This window comes from Halostagnicola kamekurae, from assembly GCF_900116205.1.
Taxonomy (GTDB): Archaea; Halobacteriota; Halobacteria; order Halobacteriales; family Natrialbaceae; genus Halostagnicola; species Halostagnicola kamekurae.
In genome coordinates, this window is record NZ_FOZS01000002.1 from 660,127 (window position 1) to 680,507 (window position 20,381).

The following is a 20,381-nucleotide window of genomic DNA, read 5'->3' on the forward strand; positions in this document are numbered from 1 at the left end:
TTACTCCTCGAGCAGCGTCTTGGCGACGTCGTAGGAGTAGGTGAACTCGGGCTCGAGTTCCTTCCCACGGTAGTAATCGACCAGTCGGCGCACCTTCGATTCGGTGTTCTGCAGCGCGCGCTTGTTCTGGTAGTCCTGTGGGTTCTCCTGGACGTGCTCGCGCAGGCGGATCGCGCGTTGCATCAGGCTCCGGAGGTCCTCTGGGAGTTCGGACTTCGCGTCGTTCTCCTCGAGGATCTCGGTGACCTTCTTGCCGGTCGCCAGTTTGACGTCCGGAATCGGCGTGCCGGTGACGCCCTCGTCACGCAGCTTGATGCCGATCTGGCTCGGGTCGTGGCCCTGTTCTGCCAGTTCAACGACTCGCTGTTCGATCTGCTCCGAGTCGACGTCGCTCCACTCCGGTGGTTCGTCTGCCGCGGGCTTGTCCGATCCGGACGAGCCTCGGCGGCGCGTATGCATTCGTGCCATTGTTGAGGATAGGAAACGCACTGACCGCCGCATATGTCCGGCTCTCGCCGGGTTGCACTTCCGCAATCTCGAGTCACCCAAAGAGAGCGGGCGACGGGGTCAGATTTGCGGCCGTGCGGTTCCCACTGGTACCTATTCGGTCAGCGACTAAAGGGTTTCTACCTCGAGTTACGCGGACCACCTCCGTGATAACGGAGATGTCCATCGGCAGCATTTATGTGTTTTTGGAATGAAATATTCACATCCGAACCGGTGTGCTCACCGCCGTCACTGAATGCCCCCTTCATGACCGAACGAGAACTCGAGCGGACGACTGAAGCCGATGAAAGTGAGAACAGCGACAGCGATCGACGCGACGCACACGAAACCGAATCCGATTTCGACGGCCGTGATCCCAGCCGGGAGTACGACCAATCCGCGGATTCCTTTCTCGACCTCGAGGCGGCCGTCTCCCCCGAATCGCTCTCCGACTCGGAGACGTACGCCCAGATCGTCGGAACGGACCGCGTTTCGGCGTCGGCGGTGCCCGATTCATATCCGTGGTCGATCGCTACCGCGGACGCGCTCGCACTGGATCTCGAGATCGACGATCGAGGAACCGAGGTGACGGTCTACTTCGAATGGCCCGTCCCCGATTCGGACGCTCGACTCTCGAGATTGCTGGGCACACTCGAGGTGTCCCCGGACGCTGTTGCTGACCTGCACGGCAAACAAGTGCTCGTTGAGAGAGCGGACGGCCACTGGGTGCCAGTAGTTCCGCCCCAGCAGTCCGCCGGTAGCCCGCTCGGCTTCTACGGTCTTCTCGGTGGCGTACTGTTCAACGTGACCGTCCTGACAGCGTTCGTGTTGAACCTCGGCGTGTCCGAGGGACTACTCCTGTCGCTGTTTATGGTGTTTAACCTCCTCGTGCTACCGGTTTCGACGTTTCTCGATGCGGGATATCTTCGGTCGCACACCGATTGGGGTGGCCCGTTCAGTCGCTGGGGCTGGACCATCCTCAACGCCGCACCCGGTCTCAACGCGGTGACTGCGCTGTGTTACCTGTCCCTCCGGCGACGGGCGTCGTGGATCCGAAAGCGGTGAATCGCTCAGCCGGCTGCGACTCGAGCACCCGTCAGGTGTGTCAGCCGGTCTCGCCGGCACGCCTAATTCGAGGGGTTTATCTATTCCCGTAGGAAAGCAGCAAGTGCGCTCGAGGGCTCGTAGATCAGTGGTAGATCACTCCCTTGGCATGGGAGAGGCCCCGGGTTCAAATCCCGGCGAGTCCACTCGAACGTAGTGAGAGTGGACGAGCCGGCCTTCTGCCGGTTTCGTCCCTTGCCTTATCTTCTGCGCACAACGATTTCGAGTGAATTTCCGGCATTTTTCTCGCTGTGATTTGAAGCGGTGGCCTCTCTCGGTCGTCGTCTGCTGGCGGTAACTCCCATTAGAACAATGGAATAGATAAAATCAATCCTGCTGGTGGGGTAGGCTTGGTGGTTCTGGTCTTGCCCCCTCATTTCTGTGAATCCAGTAATCACCTAATGCAGACAGACCTAAGGCGGCGCTTATGGGCATAGTTTCTGGTACTGCAATTCCTATCATTATTGAGAACCCTTGGCCAAGTAACCAGAACACAGGAATCAAAACACCAATTACTCCAACTAATCGTTCGATCCTTGTCCAGTCAACAGCAGTTTGATATATATTGACCTGTGAACCAGCGCCCATCCCTCCAGTTAATTCTTCAACTTGTTCATGCCTTTGCTGTCGCTGGAGCAAGTCACGCGCAAACTCTTCTGCTGATTGGTCTTCTGAAGGTTCACTCTCTTTGGGCATAATGACGAAAAATGTACCTGTAAAATAAAAAATTGGCTATAGACGATCGAGGAATTCTGCTCGTCGCTGGCGCTTCTCGCTGATCGAGGCCTTATCGTAATGTTTGTCCAACACTTCCTGACTCACATCAGCTCGGTCACTGACTGCCTCAACTGGCCAACCCTTGTTCCGATGGTAGGTGATCGACCCCTTACGAATTGCGTGAGGACTGACGGAGGAGGGACAAAAGTTGGCCTTCGAGCTGTTAACGGCCTCGCACTCGTCCATGTCGCGGTCGTGGGGGCACTTATTGGAATAGTGGCAGGGACGAGTAATCTTGTAGACGTGTGAACGGATCGTTGTCTCGTGGGCGCGTCCGTGGGACGTACAGATTAGCGGCATTCGACCGTGATCGTCCTCGACGCGAGGGTGTTGATCGTGAACCCAGTCATTGAGGGTTTGAACGAGGCCACTTCCCAGGTTAATCTCCCTCTCGCCCTGGGTTCGGTTTTTTAGTGGTGTTCCTGTGGACTCTCGATTAACCGCTTTAATATAGCCTTCTCCCGGGTGAAAGTCGGTCACGTCGAATGCACGTAGCGTGCTGGTCCGGATACCAGTATGCCACAGCAAGTGAAATATGACGTGGCGAAGCGTCGCATATTCGTACTTATTCAAGTACTCCAAGATCAACTCGGCTTCTTCCGGGGTGATCGCCGTGTCATTAACGTCCTCGTTCATACCGAGCTTAGGAAGCTCGACCTTCTCGCTTAATCCGGGCGGAACCGCGTCGATTCGCTCACAGAACACGAGGAACTGACGGATGGTTCCGAGCTGGTTCTGAAGCGTGACGTTATTCACTTCCTCTGATCTCCAGACCTTAAACTCGTGGAGTTTTCGGCCAGTAAGTTCGTTGAGGTTATCCAGATCGGTTTCCTCGCACCATTCTACGAATCGTTCGACCCGGTATCCGTGATTCTGCTTTGAGGTGACGCTGAGGTCAGTACGGTCTTCAAGGTACAATTCTTTGGCCTGTCGTGGTGTGATTGGTTCGAGCATGGTTTCTCTTGAACCACCGGCAGACCGACGCTCGGGCGGTCACCGCGAGAGGAGCGAGCGGGTGGACTCGCCGGACAGACTGAGATCCATTCCAGATCACAGCCCATGCATTGGTTGAAGCGGAGTACGCGTCAGCGTACACGACGCTTGGGTTCAAATCCCGGCGAGTCCACTATTTTACGTCGCGAGCAAATTCGCGAGCGGCGCATATAGTCGGCGAAGGCGGGATTTGAAGCCCTATTAGTCCCAGATCGCGAGTGAGCGAAGCGAACGAGCAGGAACGTCTAATTCCGGGTTCAAATCCCTGGTAGAAACGATCCATCGAAAAGTGGACGCCAGCAGGAACGCTTCGGGTCGTCATGTTCACCGACGCAACAGGCGAAAGACGGTCTATCGCTTCCGCGATACTGGTCACGTGCACAAGTATTTCGGCGATAGCGAGCCGTCCGAGAAAGCACAATTCTCGGATACAACGTTCGCGGTAACTACGTCTGCGTATTTACTGCCGAGAATTTATGTAATTCTACCTGTTAGTCCAACTATGAGTGATTATCTCGAGGAAGTTCCGTGGGGTAATCTTTGGCGCTGGGGAGTAAGTTCGTTGTTGTTTTTCTTCGTTTTCGTTTTCTTACTTATTCTCGCCACCAGTGCAGGGGCTCTCAATGACGGAACGATAAACTCGATACTTCAACTGGTGATAATTGTATCCAGTATCATTATCGGTGCCATTGTGGTCTGGTCGGACGAAATTCCGTGGCCCGGTGACCCTTGAGACGAAAGTAGAATTCGGTGCCGAATGGTAGAATCATTCCATTGTACTGAACGATATGTGAGTTCTCTGTATCTCCCGTTGCGTCATGATCCTGTCCGTCATTGCTCTACTTCTCGGACAGAGGGAGCCAAGAACGAAGGAACTTCAGAAGGCGAGTACTCCTCAACCAGCTCGTCGTAGATATCACAGTGACGATCCATATCTCGTTTGACGATAAACCGGAGCATGCGCTCACGGACCTCGTCAGGGTCCATGTCCTCGGGCGCGCTTGAAACCGATTGATCTGGTTGACTCGTCATATTACTCCTTACTTTGGTCGCCACCGGGATAGCGTTTCGTGCTTGCTCCTCGAGGGCGAAAAAGCCGAGAATAGCGGCCTGGACAGCACTCACCCAACCAAACGCATTGTTATCGACAGATTGACCTAAACCCTCAGTCAAATATAATGCATGTCAAGTGACCTATCTACTAGAGATTTTTATCGAGGGATTGCAATGCTAGCCATTCCGCTTGCAATGCTTCTCCTAGTACAAACAGCGTCGTTATACGCACTCAACCGACAGGCGAACATCACTAATGGTTTACTTATATTCCCATCACTCATAATTGGTATTGTGGCACTATTCTTTTCATTATTTTATCTTCTACAAGGGTCACTATCTGATACTACTCCCCAAGAGTAACTGTTCCTACTGACTCCAAAATCTCATTTCGAATACTCATCAGTGACCAATTAGGGAGAGAACGCCCAGAGGGAGACTCGTTTCTCCTCTCGGCCAGTAATCCCGCCTACAGAACGTGAAGCTGCCTACTGAACGACGGCGAGTCCATATGGGGCCGGTAATCTTTCGGTTGGAGTAGTTCCAGACCACTTGCCTACACCCGCATCTATCGAGAATCAACGGACGAGGAACGGAACCCGTTCGTGGAACAGCGCTCTGACGGACCAGTGATTTTCACTGCACGGGTTTGCAATCAGTTTCCGCCCTGATGAATGCCGGTGTCCTTTAGCTTGTCAGCATCTGCAAACGGACTTCGGCCGGAGACACGCTCGGAGCCCCTGTCTTTCCGAATCTCTTTGCCGAACGCTGGTCGTTGACTCGTGGAATTCGTGCTCGAGGACTTCGAAGACGGCTTTTCGTCGCAATTTCGCTTCTCGTGGACCCGTAAACTGAGTTTCTTGCTGAAAGACTCGTCGCAGTATTCACAGGAGTATTCTGTCTCGTCGGGTGACGTCGTCGTCTGCGTCTCAGTCTGACGCGGCGCACATTCGGAGCGATGGTCGCTCAACGCATCCGCAGTCCCGTATTCGGTACCGCAGTGGTCGCCTTCGAACTCCCTCGAGTGGTTCTCAAGAAACAGCGACTCGTCGATCTCCGTCCGGGATGCAGATCGTATTCGATTCGCGTTCGACTCGCCCGCTGCCGGCGGCTGATTTAAGCTCGAGGCTTCGCATAACAGACCGACGCGCCGTTTCTCGTGGCTGCTCAAGTGGTCGGTATGATTGGAGAGCAACCATCTGACTCGCGAGAGGGTCTGCGGTGGAACGACGGCCGTCGACGCGGACCCGATGTCGATCGTTTCGGGATCGATTTCGAACGCGTCCGATGCCGGTTCGACGTGTCGGGAGAGGGCTCCGAGTTCGATAATCGGCGCCGGAACCGGACAGTTTTCGGGGAGCGTCTCGACGACAGCTCCAAATGCGGCCGAACAGCGCAGGTCCGGACCCTCACCACGAGAGCGGAGCGTCGACGAGTTGTCCTCCGTCGCGACTCGATACATACGACAAATTGTGTCAGGTAATTATATAATATTGTCGGTCAGGAGAACCCCATCTGTGACGTACGTACGCGTTCGATCAGTACGCTGGTCGAACAGCCATGCTCGCCGTTACAAGTAGCCTTCCTCGACCAGCCGGCCAATCCCCTCGCGAAGCCGTTCCTCGCTCGCGGCGTAGGAGATGCGAGCGTAGCCCGGTGTGCCGAACGCGCTGCCGGGAACCGTCGCGACGTGGGCGTCTTCGATCGCGCCCTCACACCACGCCTGATCATCTTCGTCGACCGGGAGCATCATGTAGAACGCGCCCTCCGGAACCGCCACGTCGACGCCTTCGTCCTCGAGCAGTTCTACGACGAGGTCTCGGCGTTGCTCGAACGCCTCGGTCATCTCGACGACCGCCTCGTCGGTGTTTTCGAGCGCCTCGAGACCCGCGTGCTGGACGAAGTTGACGGCCGAGGAGACCGAGTGGCTGTGGAGTTTGCCCGCCTGATCGACCAGTTCCTCGGGACCGGCGAAGTAGCCCAGTCGCCAGCCGGTCATCGAGTAGGCCTTCGAGAAGCCGTTGACGGTGATCGTCCGGTCGGCCATCCCCTCGAGGGTACCTAGGCTCGTCGGCTCGACGCCGTAGGTAATCTCCTTGTAGATCTCGTCGGAGATGACGGTGATATCATGTTCGACGGCCAGATCGCGAACGCCCTCGAGCGCCGCGTCGGAGTAGACCGCGCCGGTCGGGTTCGACGGCGAGTTGACGATCAGCAGTTCGGTGTCGTCGGAGACGGCGGCGCCGAGGTCGTCGAGTGCCGGCTCGAGCTGGAAGTCGTGTGCGGAGAGGTCGACGCGCGTGAGGTCGCCGCCGGCCATCTTGACCATCGCCTCGTAGGAAACCCAGGCGGGGTCGAGCAGTGCGACTTCGTCTCCGTCCTCGATCAGCGCTTGTACGATTTCGTACAGCGCCTGCTTCGCCCCGGGGGTGACGATGATGTTCTCGGGGCCATGATCGAGGCCGTCGTCGGCCAGTTTGTCGGCGATCGCCTCCCGAAGCTCGAGGATGCCCGCGGAGGTCGTGTAGCCGGTGTGGCCGGCGTCCATCGCGTCCTGTCCGGCCTCGATGACGTTCTCGGGCGTCGGGAAGTCGGGTTCGCCGACGGAGAGGTCGACGACGTCCTTGCCTTCGGCCTCGAGTTCGGTCGCAAGCGCGGAAATCGCGAGCGTTGCTGACGGTTCGACTCGGGTTACGCGGTCGGTGAATTCCAGGGTCATTGGTAATCTCCGTTTGAATCGGTGTCTACGTTTGAATCGGTGTCTACGTTTGAATCGGTGTTCGGATCGGGACCGTCTGTGTTCGGGTCCGGATCGGGGAGTTCCTCGACGAGGTCGAGCGCGCCGTCGACTGCTTTCGCGGCGTTCTCGACTCGTTCGCGCGCTTCTGCGGCGGACATACCGGGACCCGTTACGCCGAGTGTAACGGGCGTGTCGCGCTCGAGGCTGACGTCGGAGAGGCGCTGGGCCGTCGCGTCGGTGATCACCTGATCGTGATCGGTATCGCCGGTGATCACCGCGCCGACGACGACCACGGCGTCGATCGCCTCGCGGCGAGCGAGCCGGTCGGCCGCCAGCGGCGCGTCGTACACGCCGGGGACCTGAACGGTGCGGTCGACCGTCGCGCCCGCCGCGCGTGCGGCTTCCAGCGCCTCTCGTTCCATCTGCTCGGTGATCGGGCGGTTGAACTCCGCGACCACCACTCCGAGCGCGGTCATACGCCAGCGGTAGTGAGGGCGGGTAAAAGAGGTACCGTTCTCGCGCGACTTCGAGGGGGCTCGAGTCGAGATCGACCCGTGTCTACCGACCGGGCGTCGATTGACCCTAGCCGATTGCCAATCCTTAAGCGGAGTCGCGGACAACCGCCGCTCGATGACGACGCTACAGTCGCCAGGACCGACGCTCGGGATCGTCGGCGGCGGCCAGCTCGGACGGATGCTCGCCGAGGCGGCCGGCCCGCTCGGGGTCGACGTGATCGTGCTCGATCCGACGCCGGATTGTCCCGCGGCATCGCTCGCTCGAGACCAGATCGTCGCCGACTTCGACGACGAAGCAGCGATCTCCGAACTCGCGGATAGCGCCGACGTGTTGACCTTCGAGATCGAACTCGCCGATCAGGACGTCTTAGAGCGTGTGAGCGAGGACACCGGAACGCCGGTTCACCCGAAACCGTCGACGCTCGAGACGATCCACGACAAACTCGTCCAGAAGCGCGAACTCGCCGACGCCGGGATCCCGATCCCGCCGTTTCGCGCCGTCGAGGACGCGGCCGACGTTCGGGCGGCGATCGACGACTACGGCGCGCCGGTGATGCTCAAGGCCCGAACCGGGGGCTACGACGGGCGCGGCAACGTCCCCGTCGACTCGAAAGCCGACGCGGAGTCGGCCCTCGAGTCGGTCGCCGGACCGGCGATGGTCGAATCGTTCGTGGACTTCGCCCGCGAGGTGTCGGTTATCGCCGTCAAGGGTGACGGCGAGACGGCGACGTTCCCCGTCGGCGAGAACGTCCACGAGGAGGAGATCCTCCGCGAGACGCTGGTCCCTGCCCGCTCGGACCCCGAAGTCCGAGAGCGAGCGGCCGAACTCGCGACGGACGTACTCGAGGTGATGGACGGCCGCGGCGTCTACGGGATCGAACTGTTCGAGACCCGCGACGGCGAGCTGTTGTTAAACGAGATCGCCCCGCGACCGCACAACTCCGGACACTGGTCGATCGAGGGCGCACAGAGCTCGCAGTTCGAGCAACACGTTCGCGCCGTGCTGGGCTGGCCGCTGGCCTCGACGGCCCTTCGCTCTCCCACGGTCTCGACGAACCTGCTCGGCGACGTCGACGAGAACCAGGAGGCGACCCTACACGACGTCGACCGAATCCTCGAGACGCCGGCGGCCCACCTCCACTGGTACGGGAAAGCGCAGGTCCGACCGCTCCGGAAGATGGGCCACGTGACGGTCAGTTCGGACGACCCCATCGACTTCGAGCCGTCGACGACGGACCGGTCGACGACCGAGGGCGACGGTTCCGGGCGGGGAAGAACGGACGACGACCTCCTCGAGTCCCACCTCGAGACCGCTCGAGCCCTGCGGGATGCGGTAACGTTCCGGACCGAGTAACTCCGGACCGACTAACTACCTCGAACGCGGTAGCCTCGGTAATGGCAGATTCTGTGACAACCCTCATCGATCGGTTGCACGACGAAGCGGATAAGGACCGCCCGACCGAGGAGACTCCGGACATCGGTGTCGTCATGGGAAGCGATTCGGACCTCGAGGTGATGATGACCGGCGGTCGTCGGCCCGGCGCGTACGACGCCCTGGTCGAAGAGCTCGATTTCGCCGAGCAGACCGACTACGAGAGCGCCCCGGAAGAGCGGTTCACCTTCGAGACGTACGTGACCTCCGCGCATCGAACGCCGGATCTGATGACGGCCTACGCGGAGACGGCAGAAGCGCGCGGGATCGAGGTTATCATCGCGGGCGCGGGCGGGAAGTCGGCGGACCTCCCGAACATGACGGCGTCGATCGCGTACCCGCTCCCCGTCATCGGCGTTCCGGTCCAGGAGAAGTCCGTCGACAGCGTGATCGGCATGCCGACGGGTGCGCCGCTCGTCGCGGTCGACGCGGGGAAATCGTTCAACGCAGCCTTATCGGCCGCCCAGATCCTCGCACGGCAACACGAAGATGTCCGAGACCGACTCGTCGCCTACCACGAGTCGCTCCAATCGGACGTTGGAACAGTGTCTCGAGCCCTCCACGACGACGGAGTCGCGGCGTATCGGTCCGATACTCAGTAGGGACCCGCTCGAGCCGACTCGAGCGGCTAATAACTCATTACCATCGGGTTTCGGTCGGGAGTTATTTGTGGACGATTGTTCGTCACTGAAACCCATCCGTACGGCCGTCTCCGGGCAAATCAACCGGAAAGCGCAAGAATCAACCCTTATATGCGTGCGGTTTGAACCTGCGAACGTTACGGAGATGAATGAATGGATCGCTGTGGGGATGCTGGCGCTCGTGGGATTACTGATTCCGCTCGCGATGATGGCGGTGTCGTATCTCATCCGGCCAAGCGTTCCCGAAACGAGCAAACGCGCCACCTACGAGAGTGGCGAGGTCCCGACCGGTGGGACACGCATTCGGTTTAACATCCAGTACTACATGGTCGCACTTCTCTTTCTCGTCTTCGACATCGAAACCGTCCTCCTGTTCCCGTGGGCGGTCGTCTACCTGGATGCCGTCGAATCGGATGCCGTGTCGCTTCTCGAGATACTCGGTCCGATGCTGGTGTTCGTCGCAATCCTCCTCGTCGGACTCGCCTGGGCGTGGCGCAGCGGTGCAGTACAGTGGGCGCGAAGCCCGTACCAGGTCGAAACTGAGGCTGACCGACCATGAGCAACGAACCACGCCAACAGATACACGACAGTACCGCACCCTCGACCGACACCCGAGACGCGCGGATCGGCGAGGGACTCGATAACCGATTCAACTCGAAGCTTCGAGAGGCCTTCGGCGCGTCGCCGTTCATCCTCACGAAGTTCGACAAGTTCATGAACTGGGTCCGGGGGAACTCGATGTTCATGCTCCAGTTCGGAATCGCGTGCTGTAGCATCGAGATGATGTCCACGTACGCGATCAAACACGACATCGATCGCTTCGGTGCGGGCGTTCCCCGGGCGTCGCCGCGACAGGCCGACGTGATGATCGTCCCCGGAACGATCGTCTCGAAGTTCGGCCCGCGGATGAAACGCGTCTACGATCAGATGCCCGAACCGAAGTTCGTCGTCGGCATGGGATCGTGTACGATCTCCGGCGGCCCCTTCCAGGAGGGTTATAACGTCGTGAAGGGTGCCGAGGAGATCATTCCCGTCGACATCCACGTGCCGGGTTGTCCGCCGCGGCCGGAAGCGCTCGTGTACGGAGTCTTGAAACTCCAGGAACGGATCAAAAACAGCGAATCGTCCCCCGTCGTCGTCAAACCGTACGAACTCGAGCAGTTCGGCGACCTTCCGCAGGACGAACTCGTCCAGAAACTGGCCAGTGAGATCGACGAGGACGACCTCGTCATGCGATACAACTGGGCTGATTCACCATGAGCACGGACATCGAACCGCCACGAACCGCAGAAACCACCGAGGACGAACTCGAGGCGCTGATCGGCGACCGCGCGATCGCACGCGACAATCACCTGAACGCGCCAGGGTTCGTCATCAACCCCGACGACGTCCAGGACGTCCTCGCTGATCTGCGCGATGAGGCCGGGTTCGACCACCTCTCCTGTCTCACCGCACAGCAGTACGAGGACCGGTACGAGTCGATCTACCACATGAAGAAGTACGCCGACCCCACCCAGGAGGTCAGCGTCGTCGTCCCGACGACCCTCGACGAGCCGACGAGCCAGTCCGCGGAACCGGTCTTTCGGACCGCAGACTGGCACGAACGCGAGGCGTTCGACTTGGTCGGCATCGATTACGAGGGACACCCGGACCCGCGTCGGATCCTCCTCCCGGAGACCTGGCAGGGTCACCCGCTAAGCCTCGACTACGATCAGACGAAACCGCAGGTCGTCACGCTCTCGGAGTACGAGAACCCGATTCAGCCGGACCATATCGACTCCGAGTCGGACACGATGTTCCTCAACGTGGGGCCACACCACCCGGCGACCCACGGCGTCTTGCACATCAAGACGGTGCTGGACGGCGAGACGGTCCTCGACGTCGACCCCGATATCGGCTATCTGCACCGCTGTGAGGAGCAGATGTGCCAGCAGGGGACCTACCGCCACCAGATCATGCCCTACCCCGACCGCTGGGACTACGTCTCATCGGGGCTGTTGAACGAGTGGGCGTACGCTCGAGTGGCCGAGGACCTCGCGGACATCGAGGTGCCGGAGTACGCACAGGTTATCCGGACGATGGGTGCGGAACTCTGCCGGATCGCCTCGCACATGCTGGCGCTCGGAACGTTCGCGCTCGACGTCTACGGCGACTTTACGGCCGTCTTCCAGTACGCCTTCCGCGACCGCGAGGTCATCCAGGACATCCTCGAGGACCTGACCGGCCAGCGGCTGATGTTCAACTACTTTAGACTCGGCGGCGTCGCCTGGGATCTGCCCGAACCCCGCGAGGAGTTCATCGCACAGACGCGGGACTTCCTCGACGAACTCCCGGCGAAGGTCGACGAGTACAACGACCTACTCACGACCAACGAGATCTTCCAGATCCGCTGTGTCGACACCGGGATTCTCGAGCCCGAAGTCGCCAAAGAGTACGGCTGTACGGGTCCGGTCGCCCGCGGTTCGGGGATCGACTACGACCTCCGGCGCGACGACCCCTACGGCTACTACGAAAATCTCGAGTGGGACGTCGTCACCGAGGACGGCTGTGACAACTACAGCCGCGTCCTCGTCCGGATGCGGGAAGTCGAGGAATCCGCGAAGATCATCGAACAGTGTCTCGACCTGATCGAGGAGTGGCCCGAAGACGAACGAGAGGTACAGGCCAACGTGCCGCGCACGTTGAAGCCGGATCCCGATACGGAAGTGTACCGTGCCGTCGAAGGTGCGAAAGGCGAACTCGGGATCTACATCCGATCGGACGGGACGGACAAGCCCGGCCGCTTCAAGATTCGGAGCCCGTGTTACCACAACCTCTCGGTCCTAGAGCAGATGGTACAGGGAGAGTACATTCCTGACCTGGTCGCGTCCCTGGGCAGCCTAGATATCGTGCTCGGCGAGGTGGATCGATGAGCCGGGGCGCGCCCGAAATGGTGCTTCAGGTGGGCGAGCCGATGCTCCCCGAGCGGATCGGTGACCTCACCGGACTCGGCGAGTTCGGCGTGGCCGGCGAGCTGATCGCCGCGTTTCTCGCGGCCTTCATCGTCGGCAACTTGATGCTCGCGATGACCGGCCTCGCCGGGCCGTGGGCGAAACGGAAGATCACCGCCGCCTTCACCGATCGGATCGCGGTCAACCAGATCGGCCCGGCCGGCGTCGGCATCATCGTCGCCGACGCGGTTCGATTGCTCTCGAAGGAGAACATCATTCCCGAGAACGTCGACCGGCCGGCCTACGACGTCGCACCGATCGTCGTCGCCTCTTCGGCTATGCTCGGGTTCGCCGTGATCCCGATGGGGACCGGAATTCAACTCGCGGACCCCGAAGTCGGTCTGGCGTTCGTCTTCGCCGTTTCCGGGATCGCGAGCCTCGGACTGGTGATGGCGGGCTACGCATCGTCGAACAAGTACTCGCTGCTGGGCGGGCTTCGTGCGGTCGCACAGAACGTCGCCTACGAGATTCCGCTGGTCGTCACGGGGATGTCCGTCGTGATCTTTGCGGGATCCTTACAGATGAGCACGATCGTCGAGGCGCAGTCGCAGGCGCTGATCGATCTCGGCGTCGTCTCGATTCCCCAATGGTACGCGCTCGTCAACCCCTTCGCGTTCGTGTTGTTCCTCGTCGCGAACTTCGCGGAGGTCGGGCGCAACCCCTTCGACACCCCGGAGGCACCGACCGAGATCGTCGCCGGCTATCAGACGGAGTACTCGTCAGTGTACTTCGTCCTGATCTACCTCGGGGAGTTCTTGCACATCTTCCTCGGCGGCGCCATCATCGCGACGATCTTCCTCGGCGGTCCCGCCGGACCCGGGCCCGCGTTCCTGGGGATCGTCTGGTTCCTGCTCAAAATCTGGGGCGTCTTCATGATGACCCAGTGGCTCCGTTCTGCGGTGCCGCGAGTCCGGATCGACCAGTTGATCGAGATCGGCTGGAAGGGCCTGCTGGTCCTTTCGTTCGCGAACCTCTTGCTCACCGCGATTATCGTGGGGCTGATAGCATGATTGGGATACTCAAATCGATGGCAACGACGATGAAACACGCGCTGGATGGCTCTACGTTCACCGTGGAGTATCCCGAGACGGCACCGGACGTCTCGCCGCGGTTTCGCGGCGTCCACAAGTTCAGTCAGGAACGCTGTATCTGGTGTCGTCAGTGTGAGAACGTCTGTCCGAACGACACGATTCAGATCGTGATGGACGACAAGCGAAACGGCGAACAGTACAACCTCCATATCGGCCAGTGTATCTACTGTCGACTCTGCGAGGAGGTCTGTCCCGTCGACGCGATTTTGCTCACGCAGAACTTCGAGTTCACGGGCGATACGAAAAACGACCTCGTCTACAACAAAGAACAGCTCAAGGCGGTCCCGTGGTACAAGGACATCGACCCGCTCGAGTCCCGAGAACCCGACCGGGGCGCCTGGATCGGCGAGGGCGAAGGGGAGGTCGATTACCAATGATGGAAACGATCGCCTTCGCGCTGTTCGCAGCCATCACGCTCTCGAGCGCACTGGGGGTCGTCCTCTTCGAGGACCCCTGGCACTCGGCGCTCGCGCTCGGCATCTCGCTGTTGAGCGTCGCGGTGTACTACATCATGCTCGCGGCCGAATTCGTCGCGATGATGCAGATCCTCGTCTACGTGGGCGGCGTGCTCATCCTCATCACGTTCGCCGTGATGTTGACTCAGGACGAGACGTCCGATATCGACGAGACGGAGGTGACCCAGTCGTGACGACGCGTCCGAAGCTACGGCTCGGAAAAACTCTCGTCCCCGGCCTGCTCGCAGTGGCCCTGTTCGGCCTGATGGCCGCGGTCGTGTTCAACACCACGTTTTCCGGATCGCTGCAAGGGTTTTCCGGCGTCTCCTCGATCACCGCCGAAATCGGCTACGCGCTGTTCGACCTTGAGGCCTTGCAGCCGACCGAGGGGCCGATGACGAATACCGAACCGTTCCTCGTCTCGTTCCTGTTGATCGCGATCGTGCTGGACGCCGCACTCGACGCCGCGCTCGTCCTCGCCAAACGCGAAGACGAGGGCCAGACGGTCGCGGCGCTCTCGAGTGCCACGGCTGACGCAGAACCCAGTTCGACGCAGACGGGAACCAGCCGTCGCGGGAATCTCGGGGCGGCGACCGACGGCGGCGAGAGTTTCCGGTCCGATTCGGGGCCGAGCTCAGCGAAGACCGACGACGATGTGGTCGCTTCCGACGGAGGTGAGAGCGCGTGAGCGTTGGGATCGAACACTACGTCCTGCTGTCGATGGCCCTGTTCTGTATCGGGCTGTTCGGCGTGCTCACGCGGCGGAACGCGCTGCTTTTCTTGATGTCCGTCGAGTTGATGCTCAACGCGGCGAACGTCAATCTGATCGCGTTCTCGTTCTACCACGGCAACCTCACGGGGCAGGTGTTCGCGCTGTTTACGATGGCGCTGGCGGCCGCGGAAGTGGCCGTCGGCCTCGGCATCATTCTGGTACTGTATCGCAACTTCCGTGACGTCGACGTCACGGTCCCGTCGACGATGAGGTGGTAAGAAGATGGAAGGGATCTTTACCTACGCACCGGCGATAGCACTGCTCCCGCTCGCGGCCTTCGTGGTCGCACTCTGCTTTGGCAACGCGATGCCGAAGAAGGGTGCCATCGCGGGTATCTTCGCGACGGCCGGTTCCCTCGGCCTCTCGCTGTTGATGCTCGCGGCCGTCGCGAGCGGCGAGGTACACCACGAAACGTACTACCAGTGGGCCGCCGGCGAGACAGCGGGCCACAGCGCCACTCAGGGGATCGAGTTCACGTTCGGCATCCTGATCGATCCGCTCTCGGCGCTGATGCTCGTGATCGTCTCGCTGATCGCGCTGCTCGTCCACGTCTTCAGCCTCGGCTACATGAACGCCGAGGGCGAGACGGGACTGCCGCGATACTACGCCGAGCTCGGGCTGTTCACGTTCAGCATGCTCGCATTCGTCTACGCGGACAACCTGCTGATGGCGTTCATGTTCTTCGAGCTGGTCGGGCTCTGCTCGTATCTCTTGATCGGCTTCTGGTTCAGAACCGAGTCCGCGCCTTCGGCCGCGAAGAAGGCGTTTCTGGTCACCCGCTTCGGTGACTACTTCTTCCTCGTCGGCGTCGTCGCGATCGGCGCGACGTTCGGCACGCTCGCGTTCGCGGGCGACAACTCGTTCGTCGCCCAGGCGGAAGCCGCCTTAGACGGCGGCGAGACGCTGTTCGGGTTCGACGCCCGGACGTGGATCACGATCACCGGCCTGCTCGTGTTGGGCGGCGTGATCGGCAAATCCGCGCAGTTCCCGCTCCAGACCTGGTTGCCCGACGCGATGGAAGGCCCGACCACCGTGTCGGCGCTCATCCACGCGGCGACGATGGTCGCGGCCGGCGTCTACCTCGTCGCACGGATGTTCGGATACTACGTGCTCTCGCCGACCGCGCTCGGCATCATCGCCTTCGTCGGCGGCTTTACCGCGCTGTTCGCGGCGTCGATGGCGGTCGTCAAAGACGACATCAAACAGGTGCTGGCGTACTCGACGATCAGCCAGTACGGCTACATGATGCTCGGCCTCGGCGTCGGCGGCTACGTCGCCGGGGTCTTCCACCTGATGAACCACGCCTTCTTCAAGGCGCTCCTGTTCCTCGGTGCCGGCGCCGTCATCATCCTCATGCACCACGAACAGGACATGTGGAAGATGGGCGGGCTGAAAGAGAAGGCTCCCGTCACCTACTACACCTTCCTCGCGGGCGCGCTCGCGCTCGCCGGGATCATCCCGTTCTCGGGCTTCTGGTCCAAAGACGAGGTGCTCTACGACGCGCTCATCCTCGGCCTCGAGAACGAGGTCTACCTCGCGGCCTACGCGATGGGGCTGATCGCGGTCTTTTTCACCGGGTTTTACACCTTCCGCATGGTGGTTCTCACGTTCCACGGAGAGCCGCGCTCGGAAGCGGCCGAGGACCCACACGACATCGGCTGGAGCGTCAAAGCGCCGCTGATCGTCCTCGGGCTCCTCTCGCTGACCGCCGGGATCGCGAACCTCGCGCCCGTCGGGAAGCTACTTGACATGGACATCATGTTCCTCGAGATGTGGCTCGACGGCCACTACGGCGGTCTCGAGGAGCTGACCTACGGTGCCTACAGCGACACGCTGGCCCACGAGACGGGAGCGATCGCCGGCTCCGAACAGACGACGTTGCTCGTCGGAGCGGCGCTCTCGCTCGGGCTGGCTCTGAGCGGCGCGGGACTCGCGTGGACGCTCTACAGCGGCTCCGATCCCGCACAGCACACCCAGCGGTTGGGTTCGGTTCGCGAACTCCTCCGGAGTAACTACTACCAAGACGAGTTCCAGGTGTGGCTCGCGGAGGGCGTGACGCTGCCGATCGCCCGAACGGCCGATCGGTTCGACCAGTCGGTCATCGACGGCGTCGTCGACGGCGTCTCGAGCGTGAGCCTGTTCGGAAGCGGCTGGATCAAGCGGATCCAGACGGGAATCGTGACTAACTACGCCGCGTTGATCGTCGGCGGATTCGTCGGGTTACTTGTCGTGCTTGGCGTGTACGGAGGGTGGTTCGTATGATGATCGAGTTACTAATCGGCGTCGCACTGCTCGGCGCGCTCGTCACGTTCGTCGCGCCGAATCGTATCGCAGGAAAGCTCGCGTTCGCGATTAGCCTCGTACCCGCGGTACTGAGCGTCTACATGTTCACCGCGTTCGACGGCAGCGGGAACGCCTTGCTCGCCGACGGCGGCGTGATCGCCTTCGAATCCTCGACGGAGTGGATTCAACTCGGCGAGTACACGATTTCGTGGTTCGTCGGCCTCGACGGCATCAGCCTGCCGCTGGTCGTCCTCACGACGGTGTTGATTACGCTCGCGATCGTGAGTTCGTGGACACCGATCGACGACCGAGAGTCCCAGTTCTACGGACTGCTCCTGTTCATCGAGGCGAACCTGATCGGCGTCTTCACGGCGCTGGATTTCTTCCTCTGGTTCATCTTCTGGGAGGCGGTCCTCATCCCGATGTACCTGCTGATCGGGATCTGGGGCGGTCCGCGCCGGAAGTACGCCGCGATCAAGTTCTTCGTCTACACGAACGTGGCGTCGCTCGTGATGTTCGGCGCGTTCGTTACGCTCGTGTTCAGCCTCGACGTGACGACGTTCGCGCTGCCCGCCATCACGACGGCGATGCTCGAGACCGGCCCGCAGGCGGAAATCTTCGGCCTCGGCGGGACGGCGCTCGCCTCGGCGGTCTTCCTCGCGATGTTCCTCGGATTCGCGGTGAAGGTGCCGATCGTTCCGTTCCACACGTGGCTGCCGGACGCCCACGTCGAAGCGCCGACGCCGGCGTCGGTGCTGCTGGCGGGCGTCCTGCTGAAGATGGGGACCTACGCGCTCTTGCGGTTCAACTTCACGATGTTCCCCGAGGAAGTTATCAGCGCGTTCGCCGTCCCGATCGCGGCCATCGCCGCGATCAGCGTCATCTACGGCGCGCTGTTGGCGCTCGCACAGACGGACCTCAAACGCGTGGTCGCGTACTCCTCTGTCTCCTCGATGGGCTACGTGATCCTCGGATTGGTCGCGTTCACCCAGTTCGGCGTGGGCGGTGCGACCTTCCAGATGGTCTCACACGGCCTCGTCTCGGGGCTGATGTTCATGGCGGTCGGCGTCATCTACAACGCGACCCACACCCGGATGCTCACCGATATGTCCGGGCTGGCCGACAAGATGCCCCTCGCCGTCGGCGTGCTCATCGCCGGCTCGTTCGCCTACATGGGCCTGCCGCTGATGAGCGGATTCGCCGCGGAGTACTTCATCTTCTTCGGCTCGTTCGGCTCGGAGTTCCTCGAGTACGCACCGCTGATCACCGCGGTGGCGATGTTCGGCATCGTCATCGTGGCCGGCTACTTGCTGTTTGCGCTCCAGCGGGCCGTCTTCGGCCCCTATCTGCTGGAGACCGACTACGAAATCGGTCGCGCGCCGCTGCACGACATCGCGCCGATGTTCGTGTTGCTCGCGATCATTATCGCGCTCGGCGTCGCCCCGGAGTTGATCTTCGACATGATAACCGACGCAGTCGATCCGATCCTCGAGAACGGAGGTGAGTGGTGATGTTGCCGATAGAGTTCGCCGGCTGGGCGGGACTCGCACCGGTGTACGTGCTGGTGGCGACCGCCCTCGTCCTCTTCGTCGTCGATAGCATCGATCCGCGGAAAACGAACCGCACGCTGCTGGCGGGGACGGCGACCGCGGGGTCGCTCGTCGCGCTCGCCGTCGCCGTCTGGTTCCTGCTCGCGGGCGTCGGAACGCCCCAGGCCGACGGCGGCTTCGGCGTCATCGAACTCCACGAGGGCCAGCTCGTCGTCGACCAGCTGGCGCTTTTCTTCATGGTCGTCGTCGCGACCGTCACGTCGCTCGTGTCCGTCGCGAGCTACGACTACATGGAGGGCCACACCTACCAAGCCGAGTACTACTCGCTCACGCTGCTTGCGGCGACCGGGATGGCGACGATGGCGGCCTCGAACAGCCTCGTCACCATCTTCGTCGCCCTCGAGCTCACGAGTCTCCCCTCGTACGCGCTCGTCGCGATCTTAAAGGACAATCGCGGCAGCGTCGAAGCCGGGCTGAAGTACTTCCTCATCGGAGCGCTCTCCTCGGCGATCTTCGTGTACGGGGTGAGCCTCGTCTATGGCGCGACCGGCTTCTTGCAACTCGAGGCGATCGCGAACAACCTCGAGGCGGGGTACGGACCGCTGCTCGGACTCGGCGTCCTCATGTTACTCGGCGGCTTCGCGTTCAAGACCGCGAGCGTTCCGGTCCACTTCTGGGCGCCCGAGGCCTACGAGGGAGCGCCCGCGCCGATCGCGGCGTTTCTCTCCTCGGCCTCGAAGGCCGCCGGCTTCGTCATCGCGTTCCGCGTGTTCACGACGGCGTTCCCGCTCGAGACAACGACCGCCGTCATCGGCATCGACTGGTCGGTCCTGTTCATGGTACTGGCTATCGCCACGATGACGATCGGGAACTTCGCAGCGGCCACCCAGGAGAACGTAAAGCGGATGCTGGCGTACTCCTCGGTCGGTCACGCCGGCTACGCGCTGATCGGACTGGCCGGACTCGGAGCCGGCGTAAACGACGTCGTGATGGGTGCGGCGTTGATGCATCTGTTCGTCTACGGCTTCATGAACACCGGCGCGTTCCTGTTCGTCGGCCTGGCCGAGTACTGGGGCGTCGGCCGGACCTTCGAGGACTACAACGGGCTGTCGGCGAAGGCGCCGGTTGCCTGCGCCGCCATGACGGTATTCATGTTCAGCCTCGCCGGAATCCCGCCCTTCGGCGGCTTCTTCAGCAAGTACTTCCTGTTCACCGCGTCGATCGACGCGGGGATGTTCGCCGTCGCCGCCGCGCTCGTGATAAACAGCGCGCTGTCGCTGTACTACTACTCGCGGCTCATCAAGGCGCTCTGGATCGAAGAGCCGGTCGACGAGCGCGACGCGCTCTCCCAACCGCTCGGGCTCTACGCCGCGGTCGTCTTCGCGGCCGTGATGACGGTCGTCGTCCTGCCCGGATTCGGCCCGGTCGCCGACGTCGCCGTCGACGCCGCCGCGGCACTCGCCGCCTAAAACCCGGTAGCTTTTATCCGCAGGAGTCAC

The 20,381-nt window shown here is 61.3% G+C and carries 22 protein-coding genes and 1 tRNA gene; 16 read left to right on the forward strand and 7 right to left on the reverse strand.

The features are described 5' to 3' along the window. Window positions 1–468, reverse strand: coding sequence for a 30S ribosomal protein S15 (locus BM348_RS11130; RefSeq protein WP_092904891.1), 468 nt, complete (start codon window positions 466–468; stop codon window positions 1–3). A gap of 285 nt (window positions 469–753) precedes the next feature. Here BM348_RS11130 and BM348_RS11135 point away from each other — a divergent pair, with 285 nt between their 5' ends. Next, window positions 754–1,551 carry a hypothetical protein gene (locus tag BM348_RS11135; protein ID WP_092904892.1) on the forward strand — a complete coding sequence of 266 codons (798 nt, stop codon included), beginning with the start codon at window positions 754–756 and terminating at the stop codon, window positions 1,549–1,551. 113 nt (window positions 1,552–1,664) lie between these two features. Then, a tRNA-Ala gene (locus BM348_RS11140) sits at window positions 1,665–1,736 on the forward strand. Window positions 1,737–1,917: 181 nt separating this feature from the next. Here the strand turns inward: BM348_RS11140 and BM348_RS20635 are convergent. After that, a complete protein-coding gene (locus BM348_RS20635; protein WP_139231181.1) occupies window positions 1,918–2,286 on the reverse strand; it encodes a hypothetical protein in 369 nt (122 codons plus the stop codon). A gap of 36 nt (window positions 2,287–2,322) precedes the next feature. Then, complete coding sequence (locus tag BM348_RS11145; RefSeq protein WP_092904893.1) at window positions 2,323–3,321, reverse strand: tyrosine-type recombinase/integrase; 999 nt, start codon at window positions 3,319–3,321, stop codon at window positions 2,323–2,325. A 541-nt stretch (window positions 3,322–3,862) separates the two neighbouring features. On the opposite strand from BM348_RS11145, the gene BM348_RS11150 reads away from it, so the two are divergent. Continuing rightward, window positions 3,863–4,093, forward strand: a complete 231-nt coding sequence (locus BM348_RS11150) for a hypothetical protein (RefSeq protein ID WP_092904894.1) — start codon at window positions 3,863–3,865, stop codon at window positions 4,091–4,093. 98 nt (window positions 4,094–4,191) lie between these two features. Here the strand turns inward: BM348_RS11150 and BM348_RS11155 are convergent, their stop codons facing one another. From BM348_RS11155 to ribH, 4 genes are all read right to left on the reverse strand, one after another. Continuing rightward, on the reverse strand, window positions 4,192–4,392 hold the full coding sequence (locus BM348_RS11155; RefSeq protein ID WP_092905551.1) for a hypothetical protein: 201 nt from the start codon (window positions 4,390–4,392) through the stop codon (window positions 4,192–4,194). A 676-nt stretch (window positions 4,393–5,068) separates the two neighbouring features. Next, the gene (locus BM348_RS11160) at window positions 5,069–5,875 is read right to left on the reverse strand and encodes a hypothetical protein (protein ID WP_092904895.1); all 807 of its coding nucleotides are present in this window, start codon (window positions 5,873–5,875) and stop codon (window positions 5,069–5,071) included. A gap of 108 nt (window positions 5,876–5,983) precedes the next feature. Then, complete coding sequence (locus BM348_RS11165; RefSeq protein WP_092904896.1) at window positions 5,984–7,132, reverse strand: pyridoxal phosphate-dependent aminotransferase; 1,149 nt, start codon at window positions 7,130–7,132, stop codon at window positions 5,984–5,986. Continuing rightward, window positions 7,129–7,629: a 6,7-dimethyl-8-ribityllumazine synthase gene (gene ribH, locus BM348_RS11170; RefSeq protein WP_092904897.1), complete on the reverse strand. Its 501-nt coding sequence runs from the start codon at window positions 7,627–7,629 to the stop codon at window positions 7,129–7,131. The genes BM348_RS11165 and ribH overlap by 4 nt, the downstream gene beginning before the upstream one ends. Window positions 7,630–7,783: 154 nt before the next feature. On the opposite strand from ribH, the gene BM348_RS11175 reads away from it, so the two are divergent. From BM348_RS11175 to BM348_RS11235, 13 genes are all read left to right on the forward strand, one after another. Next, a complete protein-coding gene (locus BM348_RS11175; RefSeq protein ID WP_092904898.1) occupies window positions 7,784–9,022 on the forward strand; it encodes a 5-(carboxyamino)imidazole ribonucleotide synthase in 1,239 nt (412 codons plus the stop codon). A gap of 41 nt (window positions 9,023–9,063) precedes the next feature. Then, a complete protein-coding gene (locus BM348_RS11180) occupies window positions 9,064–9,702 on the forward strand; it encodes an AIR carboxylase family protein (RefSeq protein ID WP_092904899.1) in 639 nt (212 codons plus the stop codon). 184 nt (window positions 9,703–9,886) lie between these two features. Beyond that, window positions 9,887–10,300, forward strand: coding sequence for an NADH-quinone oxidoreductase subunit A (locus BM348_RS11185; protein WP_050049986.1), 414 nt, complete (start codon window positions 9,887–9,889; stop codon window positions 10,298–10,300). Beyond that, window positions 10,297–11,001: an NADH-quinone oxidoreductase subunit B gene (locus BM348_RS11190; RefSeq protein WP_092904900.1), complete on the forward strand. Its 705-nt coding sequence runs from the start codon at window positions 10,297–10,299 to the stop codon at window positions 10,999–11,001. The genes BM348_RS11185 and BM348_RS11190 overlap by 4 nt, the downstream gene beginning before the upstream one ends. Next, a complete protein-coding gene (locus BM348_RS11195) occupies window positions 10,998–12,653 on the forward strand; it encodes an NADH-quinone oxidoreductase subunit D (RefSeq protein WP_092904901.1) in 1,656 nt (551 codons plus the stop codon). Before BM348_RS11190 ends, BM348_RS11195 begins: the two co-directional genes overlap by 4 nt. After that, the gene (locus tag BM348_RS11200; RefSeq protein WP_245779436.1) at window positions 12,650–13,741 is read left to right on the forward strand and encodes a complex I subunit 1/NuoH family protein; all 1,092 of its coding nucleotides are present in this window, start codon (window positions 12,650–12,652) and stop codon (window positions 13,739–13,741) included. The genes BM348_RS11195 and BM348_RS11200 overlap by 4 nt, the downstream gene beginning before the upstream one ends. After that, the gene (locus BM348_RS11205; protein ID WP_049952191.1) at window positions 13,738–14,199 is read left to right on the forward strand and encodes a NuoI/complex I 23 kDa subunit family protein; all 462 of its coding nucleotides are present in this window, start codon (window positions 13,738–13,740) and stop codon (window positions 14,197–14,199) included. The genes BM348_RS11200 and BM348_RS11205 overlap by 4 nt, the downstream gene beginning before the upstream one ends. Beyond that, a complete protein-coding gene (locus BM348_RS11210; protein WP_092904903.1) occupies window positions 14,196–14,471 on the forward strand; it encodes an NADH-quinone oxidoreductase subunit J in 276 nt (91 codons plus the stop codon). Before BM348_RS11205 ends, BM348_RS11210 begins: the two co-directional genes overlap by 4 nt. Then, the gene (locus BM348_RS11215; RefSeq protein ID WP_092904904.1) at window positions 14,468–14,965 is read left to right on the forward strand and encodes a hypothetical protein; all 498 of its coding nucleotides are present in this window, start codon (window positions 14,468–14,470) and stop codon (window positions 14,963–14,965) included. Before BM348_RS11210 ends, BM348_RS11215 begins: the two co-directional genes overlap by 4 nt. Continuing rightward, window positions 14,962–15,267 carry an NADH-quinone oxidoreductase subunit NuoK gene (gene nuoK, locus BM348_RS11220; RefSeq protein WP_049952188.1) on the forward strand — a complete coding sequence of 102 codons (306 nt, stop codon included), beginning with the start codon at window positions 14,962–14,964 and terminating at the stop codon, window positions 15,265–15,267. Before BM348_RS11215 ends, nuoK begins: the two co-directional genes overlap by 4 nt. Window positions 15,268–15,271: 4 nt before the next feature. Further along, window positions 15,272–17,311 (forward strand): NADH-quinone oxidoreductase subunit L, encoded by a 2,040-nt coding sequence (nuoL, locus tag BM348_RS11225; protein ID WP_092904905.1) that lies wholly within the window; start codon window positions 15,272–15,274, stop codon window positions 17,309–17,311. Next, window positions 17,308–18,843 carry a complex I subunit 4 family protein gene (locus BM348_RS11230; RefSeq protein ID WP_092904906.1) on the forward strand — a complete coding sequence of 512 codons (1,536 nt, stop codon included), beginning with the start codon at window positions 17,308–17,310 and terminating at the stop codon, window positions 18,841–18,843. The genes nuoL and BM348_RS11230 overlap by 4 nt, the downstream gene beginning before the upstream one ends. Further along, complete coding sequence (locus tag BM348_RS11235; RefSeq protein ID WP_092904907.1) at window positions 18,843–20,351, forward strand: NADH-quinone oxidoreductase subunit N; 1,509 nt, start codon at window positions 18,843–18,845, stop codon at window positions 20,349–20,351. Before BM348_RS11230 ends, BM348_RS11235 begins: the two co-directional genes overlap by 1 nt. Window positions 20,352–20,381 lie beyond the last annotated feature (30 nt).